The organism is Shewanella sp. T24-MNA-CIBAN-0130 (genome assembly GCF_040310185.1).
In the GTDB taxonomy this organism is placed as follows: Bacteria; Pseudomonadota; Gammaproteobacteria; order Enterobacterales; family Shewanellaceae; genus Shewanella; species Shewanella psychromarinicola.
In genome coordinates, this window is the sequence record NZ_JBEOPP010000337.1 from 1 (window position 1) to 267 (window position 267).

The 267-nt window shown below is 43.1% G+C and carries 1 pseudogene; it reads right to left on the reverse strand.

What is annotated here, in order from left to right:
- A pseudogene (locus AAEZ02_RS22630) lies at window positions 1-267 on the reverse strand (tRNA1(Val) (adenine(37)-N6)-methyltransferase); the annotation flags it as partial.

The window sequence follows — 267 nt, forward strand, 5'->3', positions numbered from 1 at the left end:
GATGATACTGAGTTTCAACAGCAGGATGAGTGAGTGTTTGTGGCTCCGTTGTTGTTGGGTAGTGCTGGATTGCCAATATTGATCGGTTAGCTACCTTTCCTTCAATGCTAATGATATCAAGCTGCTTAGCAACGAATAGACCATAAGTGTTAAGTTGTTGAGTAAAACTGGCTAAACTTTGCAGTGGCAAAATAACACTTGCCGTACCTTGCGGAGCAAGTAATTGGCTAATCACGCTCTGCAATTCGGCAAAGGGCAAGGTATTAG